Origin of the sequence: Flavobacterium sp., from assembly GCF_036405015.1 — a bacterium.
In the GTDB taxonomy this organism is placed as follows: domain Bacteria; phylum Bacteroidota; class Bacteroidia; order Flavobacteriales; family Flavobacteriaceae; genus Flavobacterium.
Genome location: NZ_DASWYK010000179.1, coordinates 82,580 through 92,007, shown reverse-complemented (window position 1 = coordinate 92,007; position 9,428 = coordinate 82,580). Strand labels below are relative to the sequence as shown.

The following is a 9,428-nucleotide window of genomic DNA, read 5'->3' as shown; positions in this document are numbered from 1 at the left end:
TTTTTTCCTTTGACAAATCCAGTTTCTGAAAATGAATTTGTCTTTAAAGAAACCATAAAGTTCCCGAATGTTTCAGAAATATTGGCAATATTTATTCCTGTCCCATTGTCTGATATAGAAAGATTATGAATATAGCCAACTTCATTAGCTGTGAAATCAATTTTTATGATAGAGGCATTTGCATCAAAACCATTCCAGATATATTCAGCTAAAGCTCTTTTGTAATCAGTTGGAAGTCCACTTCCTTCTATGCTCTTTGATGTAAGTTTGGTGGTGTGTTTTTTCATTTTTTGGCTAGAATTGGCTATAAATATAGAAATTAATAACCAATCTTATACTTTGTAATATAAAAATGACAAAGTTAAAATAAAGTAAAAACAAAAAAAGCTTCTGAAAAAGTATTCAGAAGCTTTTTTTTAGTGCGGATAATAGGACTCGAACCTACACGCCTTGCGGCACCAGATCCTAAGTCTGGCATGTCTACCAATTTCACCATATCCGCGGTAATTGTGGGTGCAAAGATAGGCATACTTTTGAATAATCAAAGCATTTTTTGAAAATTTTTTTTAATTCTCTTTTTTGTACATTTGGTTTTCTATAAAAATTATTTAAATGGAAAATATTAAGTCCTACGTTCAACAACATAAAGATCGGTTTATCAACGAATTGATCGAATTATTAAAAATTCCGTCGGTTAGTGCCGACACTGCATATTCCCAAGATGTTATTGATACAGCAGAGGCTGTAAAAGAAAGTTTATCAAAAGCAGGATGCGATTATGTCGAAACTTGCGACACTCCAGGTTACCCAATTATCTACGGAGAAAAAATAATAGATCCAAATCTTCCAACGGTTTTAGTTTACGGACATTACGACGTACAACCGCCAGATCCTTTAGAATTATGGACTTCACCACCATTTGAACCAGTAATCAAGACTACAGATATTCACCCAGAAGGAGCGATTTTTGCACGTGGAGCGTGTGACGACAAAGGTCAGATGTACATGCACGTAAAAGCGCTTGAATTAATGGTACAAAGCAATACATTGCCTTGTAACGTAAAATTCATGATCGAAGGTGAAGAAGAAGTAGGTTCTGCAAGTTTGGCTTGGTTCGTAGAACGCAATCAAGAAAAATTGAAAAACGATGTTATCCTTATTTCAGATACTGGAATGATTTCAAATCAACAACCATCAATTACGACGGGTTTAAGAGGTTTGAGTTATGTTGAGGTTGAAGTTACAGGTCCAAACCGCGATTTGCATTCTGGTTTATACGGAGGAGCTGTAGCGAATCCAATTAATGTTTTGGCAAAAATGATTGCTTCTCTTCACGACGAAAACAATCATATTACTATTCCAGGATTCTACGATAAAGTTCAAGAATTATCTGCAGAAGAAAGAGCCGAAATGGCAAAAGCGCCTTTTAGTTTAGAAAAATATAAAAATGCTTTAAATATCGAAGATGTTTACGGTGAAAAAGGTTATGTAACCAACGAAAGAAACTCAATTCGTCCGACATTAGACGTAAACGGAATCTGGGGCGGTTACACAGGAGAAGGTGCTAAAACGGTGATTGCAAGTAAAGCTTTCGCTAAAATCTCGATGCGTTTGGTTCCAAATCAGGATTGGGAAGAGATTACAGCACTTTTCACAAAACATTTCACAAGCATTGCTCCAGCTGGAGTTACGGTAAAAGTAACGCCTCACCACGGCGGACAAGGTTATGTAACGCCAATTGACAGCATCGGCTATCAGGCAGCAAATAAAGCGTATACTGAAACATTTGGAGTTCCTGCAATTCCTGTTCGTTCAGGAGGAAGTATTCCGATTGTGGCTTTGTTCGAAAAAGAATTAAAAAGCAAAACCATCCTTATGGGATTTGGTTTGGATAGCGATGCGATTCACTCTCCAAACGAGCATTTCGGAATCTTTAATTACTTGAAAGGAATTGAGACTATTCCGTTGTTTTATAAGTATTTTGTGGAGCTTTCTAAGTAAAGTTTAACCGCAAAGGGCGCTAAGAATTTACGCAAAGTACACAAAGGTTTTTTTTAAACAAAATTTATAAAAGTTCGCAAAGTTTTACCATATAGCTTTGCGAACTTTGCGGTTAAAAAAATAACGCAAAGGGCGCTAAGAATTACGCAAAGTTCGCTAAGATTTTTTAGAATTAAGATTTATAAGAGTTCGCAAAGTTTTATGTACAAAGCTTTGCGAACTTTGCGTTTTATGTAGATCATTTAGATAAAAAACCTTGCGAACTTTGCGGTTAAAAAAATAACGCAAAGGGGGCTAAGAATTTACGCAGAGTTCGCTAAGAATAATGCAAAGTTCGCTAAGATTTTTTTAAAACAAGATTTATAAAAGTTCGCAAAGCTTTACCATGTAGCTTTGCGAACTTTGCGTTTTAAGTAGATAATCTTAGATAAAAAAACCTTGCGTCCTTTGCGGTTATTTTTTACTCAATATTTTGGAATTTCCTCATTCAAATATTTTTTATTTTTTAATGTTGACTTTGTGTTTTGTTAACTAAATTAACTTAAATTTGATTTTTTTTATCAGTAAGCCCCTTTGATATTAATAATAATTCTATTTTGTAAAATTTTCTAATGTTATTTTAATATTGTTTTTAATGTTGAATAAATGGGCTTAGTTCAAAAAAAGATTAGATTTTCGCCAATTGCGTATACCAGATATCTTAAAGGAATAAAAAAATCGTACGCGATGTTTCGCGAGGGAAAAAATTTAGAAAATATTGCTGAAAAATCTTGGCAGATTGCTCCCGGAAATACTACAATTTCATCAAAAGCATTTTTTTTAGAGAATCAATTAGAGCGTGTTACGGGAACGGCATATACCGATGATCCGTATAAAGAAATGCACGGAGGTTTTGAGATTGAACATGCGCCAACTCGTGCTTACAAGCTCAAAAATGTCTCGATGATTAATGGTTTTCTGTACAAAGGAATTCATAATTTTAGACTTCATCCTACTTTTCAGCTTTCAAAAAAAATGAATTATTTTCCGCCTACAATTACAGATACCGTAATCGATAATGCGGCTCTTTACAGCACTTCTGAGGGGAATCAGTTTTTTGGTCTTTGGTTGACCGATGATTGTGCTAATTATGCTTTGGCGGCAGCTGAGGGAGTTCCAGTAACTTCCAATATTATTCCGTATTCTCATATGCCAGAATATGAATCGTTTTTAGAAATGAAGCCGTTCCGGACTAATTCGGCTTATTTAAAAAATGCTATTTTATTCGATGACAATTGGGGAAATAATCAAAACAAACATCTCCGTTTTGCCGCAAACAGAAATAAGTTGCTGTCTAGATTTCAAGTAAATTCACATCCTGGAGTTTTTATTTTACGCAGAAATTCAGGGATATCTCGTGTGATGTTAAACGAAATTGAAATCGCAGAACAGCTTCGTGATCAATACGGGTTTAAAATTGTAGATGTTACTCAAAACTCTGCTTCAGAAATACTTGCGGCCTGTGCGGGTGCTAAAATCTTAGCCGGAATTGAGTGAAGTCATTTATTCCACGGATTAATGACTCTTGAATCTGGTTCTTCCGTTCTGATTTTCCAGCCTCCAACTCGTTTTAGTGCTGTTATCAAAAATACTACCGATATGGAAAACATCCATTACAGTTTTGTGGTGGGGATTCCGAAAGGAGAAAACTTTTATATCGATTTTGGAGAAGTTGAAAGAACTTTAGAGTTGATTCCTTCTTAAACCTTCAGAGCGTCAAAGTAACAAAGTGACAGATATTTTATAGCTACAGACGCTTTGTAAAACTACAATTTTATCTTCCAAAGAAAAAAAAGAATCTTTTTCTTGCAATTTTAAATTTTAATTCTACATTTGTAGAACAGAATCTATAGTTGTAGAATTAAAACGTAATTATGAGAAATTTTCTTTTATTGTTTTTTTGCGGATTAATACTTTTTGGATGCAAAAGCAAACCTGTCAATCAGAAAATTGATAGGAAAAAGGAAGGAGTCTGGATCGATAATTACACACAAGATGGTACGACTTATAAATCGTATGAATATTACAAAAGTGATCAGCCTGTCAAAAAATGGAAATCGTACATTAATGGTAAAATCTATAAAACAGAGAAGTACAAAAACGGAATCTGTGTTGTAAAAAGCTATTATGAAAACGGAAAATTAGAATCGAAAGGGAAAACAAAATTAGAAACGAATTCGATCGAGACGCATTGGTTTTATTTTGGAGAATGGAAGTTTTATTCGGATAAAGGAAAATTGAAAAACATTAAAAACTACGAAAAAGGCGAATTAATCTCAGAACAAAAAATACAATAAATCTTTAATTTTTAAATCTATGAAAAAATTATTTGTTTTCTTTTTTATTGTAATGAATTGTGCTTTCGCGAAAGCGCAAACCTATAAAGAATGGGTTCGTAAAGCAGATTCTTGCTATACTGCAGAAAACTATAAAATGTCTGTTGATTATTATAGTAAAGCTTTTAAAATAGAACAGGAATCGTATAAAGACTTGTATAATGCTGGTTGTTCTGCATCTATGGTAAAAGAAAATAAAAAAGCATTTAAATGGCTGAATCTTTCTATTGATAAAGGATATGTTAATATGGCACATATTCAAATAGATAAGGATCTAAAGCCTTTACATTCAGAAAAAGAATGGGAAAAGACAATTGAAAAATTGCAAAAGAAATTGGAGATTATTGGAGCAAATTACGATAAAGTGCTAGAAAAAGAGCTTGCGGAGATTTATACGGATGATCAGGAAATTCGTGGAGAATTTATGAATGTTTACAGAGCTAAAAATCCTGATAAAAGAAAAATGGACAGCATTGGTAAAATTATGGAAAGGAAAGACAGTATTAATCTTATCAAGGTTATAAAAATACTAGACGAAAGGGGTTGGCTAGGAAAAAATGTTGTAGGAGATCAGGGAAATAAAACATTGTTTTTGGTTATTCAGCATGCCGATTTAAAATACCAGCAAAAGTATTTGCCGATGCTAAGAGATGCGGTTAAAAATGGGAATGCAGATGCCGGAAATCTAGCTTATCTAGAAGATAGGGTAGCTTTGCGAGAAGGTAGAAGGCAAATTTATGGCAGTCAGGGAGCAAAGAATAAAAAGACCAATAAGATGTATATATCGCCAATGATAGATCCTGATAATGTTGATAAAAGGCGTGCAGAAGTGGGGCTTGGACCTATAGCAGAATATGCGGCAAAAATGAATATTGAATGGAATTTGGAGACTTATAAAAAAGAATTGGCTGAAACAGAAAAACTTGAAAATATTAAAGAATGACACAATTATCTAACGCCGAAGAACAATTAATGGAACATTTATGGAAGCTTGAAAAAGCGTTCATGAAAGATTTGTTGGAGGCATATCCAGAACCAAAACCGGCAACAACAACCGTTGCGACCTTATTAAAGCGAATGATCGACAAGAAATTTGTAGCATACAACGAATTCGGAAATTCGAGAGAATATTATCCTTTAGTGAAGAAAACAGATTATTTTTCTAAACATGTAAAAGGATTGATTAGTAATTTCTTCAATAATTCGGCTTCACAATTTGCTTCATTCTTTACTACCGAAACCAATCTGTCGGCTTCGGAACTGGAAGATCTTAAAAAAATAATTGATACAGAAATTCAAAAAAAGAAAAAATGATAACATATCTTTTAAAATCGGGTTTGCTGCTTGCTGTGTTTTTTGCAGTGTATAAATTATTGTTAGAAAACGAAAAAATGTTTCGTTTCAATAGAATCTATTTGTTGGGAAGTATCTTTTTTAGTTTGATAATTCCATTGCAATTGTTTTCGGTTGTTTCTCTTTTTTCGGATAAAGTAAGAATGATTCAGCTGCAAGAAATTATGATTGTGACTGATAAAGCAGTTTTGGATAAAGTCGATTACAGCGAAATTCTGATGTATTTTTTTGGGATAATTTATAGCATTATTGCAACAATTTTGATTGTACGTTTTATTCAAAATGTTCTTTCTTTTTATTTCAGTATGAAAAAGAATAGAATTGAAATTATTAAAGGACAAAAAGTTGTTTTAACAGAAGAGCGAATTTTACCTCATTCATTTTGGAATGCTATTTTTCTTAATCAGGAAGACTTTAAGAATGGTAAAATTCCGTTAGAATTATTGACACACGAAAAAGCGCATTTGAAGCAAAAACATACTCTTGATATATTGTTTATCGAAATTTTACAGATTGTATTTTGGTTTAACCCAATTTTTATATGGTATAAAAAAGCGATAAAACTCAATCACGAATTTTTGGCAGATGAAGCAGTTAACAAACAATTTGGAGAAGTAAAAAATTATCAGAATTTGTTGCTTGATTTTGCTTCACAGAAAAATACGGTTGCATTGGCAAGTACAATTAATTATTTAATCACTAAAAAACGTTTACTTATGATGACCAAAGAAGAATCTGTTACGAAAATAGTATTGAAAGTGTTTACTGTTTGCGCTGTTTATGCAATAACGTTTTTTGTTTTTACACCAGAAAGTATTGCTCAATCCAGTAATAACGTAAAAATGAAAGAAGGTTTTAATCTTAGTTATGATACCACTAATGCAAGCGAACCTAAATTTCCAGGTGGAATAGAGAAGTTTTACATGTTTGTTGGTCAGAACTTTAAAATTCCAGAAGAGTTTGCAAAACAGAAAGCTGATGGTAAAATTTTTATGGAATTTATGATAGAAAAAGATGGAAGCCTATCTGATTTTAAAGTAGCAAAAGATCTAGGCTATGGTATAGGAGATGAAGCAATCAGGGTTTTAAAGCTTTCGCCAAAATGGATTCCAGCAACTGAAAATGGAAAACCAATTAGAGTAAGTTATAGTTTGCCAATTCTCATTCAGTCAGCGAAATAACTTTTTAAAGATTCAAAGGGACAGAGGTTCAAAGGGACAAAGAAACAAAGAAACAAGGAAGACAAAGGTTTCTGAATTGCCTCCAGCTTTAGCTGGAGGTTTTTTTGTATGCTTTATTGGTTTTAGCCGAATATTTTTAGAAATAAGAATATTTGGATAAAGCAAAGCATAAAACCTTTGTTACTTTGTTGCTTTGCACCTTTGTCCCTTAAAAGAAAAAAAATCCGCTTCTGGTGAAAGAAGCGGATAAAATTAAAAAACTAATTAAATAAAAATTCTAAAAATAAACATGCAGAATCCAGACTAAAATAAATCTGGATTATAACCAAAGTAAGGTACTTTTTGTTCGTTAAAAATAACTCCGTACTCTTCTAATTCTTTCAAAATAGGATCGTAAACTTCTTTTTTAATCGGAAGCTGAACGCCTGGAGTTGTGATTTTTCCGTTTAAAATCAATAATGTCGCAATAGCCACCGGAAGTCCAACTGTTTTTGCCATTGCGGTATAGGTTTGGTCTTCGCCAATACAAACCATTTTAGAATCGATTTGTTTCTTTTCTCCATTCAACTCATAACCAAACTTGTGATACATGACAATCATGTCTTTATCATCTGGTTCTAAAGCCCAGCTGTCTGTCAAGATTTTTTCTAAAATTTGAGCTGGAGTCGCATTTGGCAGATTTACTTTTTTGTTTGGGTTAAATAAATCCAGTTCCAAAAGTTTATCCCACATAATATCGTCCTGATCAATTTTTAAGATCAAACGGGTTTTGATTTCAACAGAATCGGTTGGGTGATACGGCAGAAAAGAATTGATAAATTGGCGATAACTCATGTTTTCTGAGCCTTCTATAACATAACTGTCATCAGTCATTCCGAGTTGTACAAACATATTCCAAGCTCTTGAATATCCAACTCTTCTGATGGTTCCTCTGTATAAAGTCAAAATATCATCTAAACCATAAATAGATCTGTATTTAAGCGAATCGCGATTCGAATATGCTTCAAACTTTCCATAACCTTCAACCTCTAAAAATTCTGTTCTACGGAATAAAGCGCTATACGGAATATATTTATAAGTACCTTCCTGAATAAATTTGGCTGCACCTCCTTGTCCCGCTAGAACTACATTTCTTGGCGCCCAAGTAAATTTATAATTCCATAAATTATTGTCAGATTCAGGTGCCACAAGTCCGCCGCAGAAAGATTCAAACAAAAGCATTTTTCCGCCTTTCGCTCTAATTTCATCAATGACTTTCATGGCGCTCATATGATCGATTCCAGGATCAAGACCAATTTCGTTCATGAAGATGAGGTTGTTTTGCTTGGCATCTGTATCAAGAGCTTGCATCGCATCACTTATATAGGAGGCCGTTACAAGATGTTTTTTGAACTCGATACAATCTTTTGCAATTTCGATATGCAGATGCGCCGGAAGCATTGAAATTACGATTGAAGCATTTTCAATAGCATTTCTTCTTTCATCAGTCTCAAAAATATTTAAAGCAAGAGGAGTAGCGTTTGGATGATTTTGCGTTTTTGCTTTCGCTAAATCCAAAGAAAGGTCAGCTACAGTCAAATGCAGGTTTTCTTCGTTCGATTTAGATAATAAATACCGAATTAGCGACGAGGCAGATCTTCCTGCTCCAATTATTAAAACGTTTCTCATGTTTTAAATATTTAACACAAATAGATTTAAATGTTATAAATGTAACAATTTTAATTTAATAAAAGCGAAAAATAGAAGAAAAAAATAATTTGATTTTATTCTAAATAATCTCAAAAGTAAGGCGATTATTCGTTTGGTTTGGAGTATTTTTGTGTCAAATTTCAAAAGATTTAAATCATGAAAAGAAAACTTATTCTTACTGGAGCTTTTATAGGTATGTTGGCAATTATTTTGGGTGCTTTTGGAGCTCATTTATTAAAAAAATACCTTTCAGTTGATCAGTTAAATACTTTTGAAGTTGGTGTTCGTTATCAAATGTATCACGCTCTTTTTCTTCTCTTTTTATCTACACAAAAAGAAATTGCCGAAAAAACAGTTAAAGCCATCTATAATTTAGTTGTTGCAGGTGTCATTCTTTTTAGTGGTTCGATCTATTTGGTGGCTACAAAAGACTATACGCTGTTTTATTCTAAAATTATCGTATTCGCAACTCCTATTGGCGGTTTCCTATTAATTATTGGTTGGGCGCTATTATTCTTTGCGATTTTGAAGCGAAAATCATAAAATCCCGAAAAAAAAATTCTGTCTAAGAATTAATCTTTAATTTTGTCACATAAATAACATATAACTTTATTTGTGTGAGTTTTTGTCGTTTTCGGTTGTTAAACGAAAATAATATAACAAAATCACTGAAAAGGTTGTAATTAAACAAATTAGGAGCGGTTATTTTTTTCTTTTTGTAATTTTTAAAGTGAAATTTCTCTTTTTTCATATAAATCAAAGTGAAATTTAATTATTTTAAAAGGAATAAGAATTAATCTGTAATTTTGCTTTAAACAAAAAATCACAC

The 9,428-nt window shown here is 32.8% G+C and carries 10 protein-coding genes and 1 tRNA gene; 8 read left to right on the top strand and 3 right to left on the bottom strand.

The window, feature by feature from the left end; genetic code table 11:
• Positions 1 to 287: ATP-binding protein (locus VGE71_RS15080; RefSeq protein WP_331139078.1), on the bottom strand; the 287-nt coding region annotated here is incomplete at its 3' end.
• A 133-nt stretch (positions 288 to 420) separates the two neighbouring features.
• Positions 421 to 502: transfer RNA gene (locus tag VGE71_RS15075), tRNA-Leu, on the bottom strand.
• 110 nt (positions 503 to 612) lie between these two features.
• On the opposite strand from VGE71_RS15075, the gene VGE71_RS15070 reads away from it, so the two are divergent.
• The 7 genes from VGE71_RS15070 (at position 613) to VGE71_RS15040 (ending at position 6,910) form a co-directional block, all read left to right on the top strand.
• Positions 613 to 2,001 (top strand): dipeptidase, encoded by a 1,389-nt coding sequence (locus VGE71_RS15070; protein ID WP_331139077.1) that lies wholly within the window; start codon positions 613 to 615, stop codon positions 1,999 to 2,001.
• A 645-nt stretch (positions 2,002 to 2,646) separates the two neighbouring features.
• Positions 2,647 to 3,537 (top strand): glycosyltransferase family 61 protein, encoded by an 891-nt coding sequence (locus VGE71_RS15065; RefSeq protein ID WP_331139076.1) that lies wholly within the window; start codon positions 2,647 to 2,649, stop codon positions 3,535 to 3,537.
• Between the two features lie 21 nt (positions 3,538 to 3,558).
• Positions 3,559 to 3,744, top strand: coding sequence for a hypothetical protein (locus VGE71_RS15060; RefSeq protein WP_331139075.1), 186 nt, complete (start codon positions 3,559 to 3,561; stop codon positions 3,742 to 3,744).
• A 170-nt stretch (positions 3,745 to 3,914) separates the two neighbouring features.
• Positions 3,915 to 4,337 carry a hypothetical protein gene (locus VGE71_RS15055; RefSeq protein ID WP_331139074.1) on the top strand — a complete coding sequence of 141 codons (423 nt, stop codon included), beginning with the start codon at positions 3,915 to 3,917 and terminating at the stop codon, positions 4,335 to 4,337.
• 19 nt (positions 4,338 to 4,356) lie between these two features.
• Positions 4,357 to 5,319 (top strand): DUF6624 domain-containing protein, encoded by a 963-nt coding sequence (locus tag VGE71_RS15050; protein ID WP_331139073.1) that lies wholly within the window; start codon positions 4,357 to 4,359, stop codon positions 5,317 to 5,319.
• Positions 5,316 to 5,690 carry a BlaI/MecI/CopY family transcriptional regulator gene (locus VGE71_RS15045; protein ID WP_331139072.1) on the top strand — a complete coding sequence of 125 codons (375 nt, stop codon included), beginning with the start codon at positions 5,316 to 5,318 and terminating at the stop codon, positions 5,688 to 5,690. Before VGE71_RS15050 ends, VGE71_RS15045 begins: the two co-directional genes overlap by 4 nt.
• Positions 5,687 to 6,910, top strand: coding sequence for a M56 family metallopeptidase (locus VGE71_RS15040; protein WP_331139071.1), 1,224 nt, complete (start codon positions 5,687 to 5,689; stop codon positions 6,908 to 6,910). Before VGE71_RS15045 ends, VGE71_RS15040 begins: the two co-directional genes overlap by 4 nt.
• A gap of 303 nt (positions 6,911 to 7,213) precedes the next feature.
• Here the strand turns inward: VGE71_RS15040 and VGE71_RS15035 are convergent, their stop codons facing one another.
• Positions 7,214 to 8,578: a saccharopine dehydrogenase family protein gene (locus VGE71_RS15035; RefSeq protein WP_331139070.1), complete on the bottom strand. Its 1,365-nt coding sequence runs from the start codon at positions 8,576 to 8,578 to the stop codon at positions 7,214 to 7,216.
• 177 nt (positions 8,579 to 8,755) lie between these two features.
• Between VGE71_RS15035 and VGE71_RS15030 the strand changes: the two genes are divergently transcribed.
• The gene (locus VGE71_RS15030) at positions 8,756 to 9,142 is read left to right on the top strand and encodes a DUF423 domain-containing protein (RefSeq protein WP_331139069.1); all 387 of its coding nucleotides are present in this window, start codon (positions 8,756 to 8,758) and stop codon (positions 9,140 to 9,142) included.
• Positions 9,143 to 9,428: the final 286 nt, after the last annotated feature.

Bases quoted from the DNA above. Each gene is read 5' to 3' on its own strand.
- VGE71_RS15070 (WP_331139077.1), top strand. From the start codon at position 613: ATGGAAAATATTAAGTCCTACGTTCAACAACATAAAGATCGGTTTATC.
- VGE71_RS15065 (WP_331139076.1), top strand. From the start codon at position 2,647: ATGGGCTTAGTTCAAAAAAAGATTAGATTTTCGCCAATTGCGTATACC.
- VGE71_RS15060 (WP_331139075.1), top strand. From the start codon at position 3,559: ATGACTCTTGAATCTGGTTCTTCCGTTCTGATTTTCCAGCCTCCAACT.
- VGE71_RS15055 (WP_331139074.1), top strand. From the start codon at position 3,915: ATGAGAAATTTTCTTTTATTGTTTTTTTGCGGATTAATACTTTTTGGA.
- VGE71_RS15050 (WP_331139073.1), top strand. From the start codon at position 4,357: ATGAAAAAATTATTTGTTTTCTTTTTTATTGTAATGAATTGTGCTTTC.
- VGE71_RS15045 (WP_331139072.1), top strand. From the start codon at position 5,316: ATGACACAATTATCTAACGCCGAAGAACAATTAATGGAACATTTATGG.
- VGE71_RS15040 (WP_331139071.1), top strand. From the start codon at position 5,687: ATGATAACATATCTTTTAAAATCGGGTTTGCTGCTTGCTGTGTTTTTT.
- VGE71_RS15035 (WP_331139070.1), bottom strand. From the start codon at position 8,578: ATGAGAAACGTTTTAATAATTGGAGCAGGAAGATCTGCCTCGTCGCTA.
- VGE71_RS15030 (WP_331139069.1), top strand. From the start codon at position 8,756: ATGAAAAGAAAACTTATTCTTACTGGAGCTTTTATAGGTATGTTGGCA.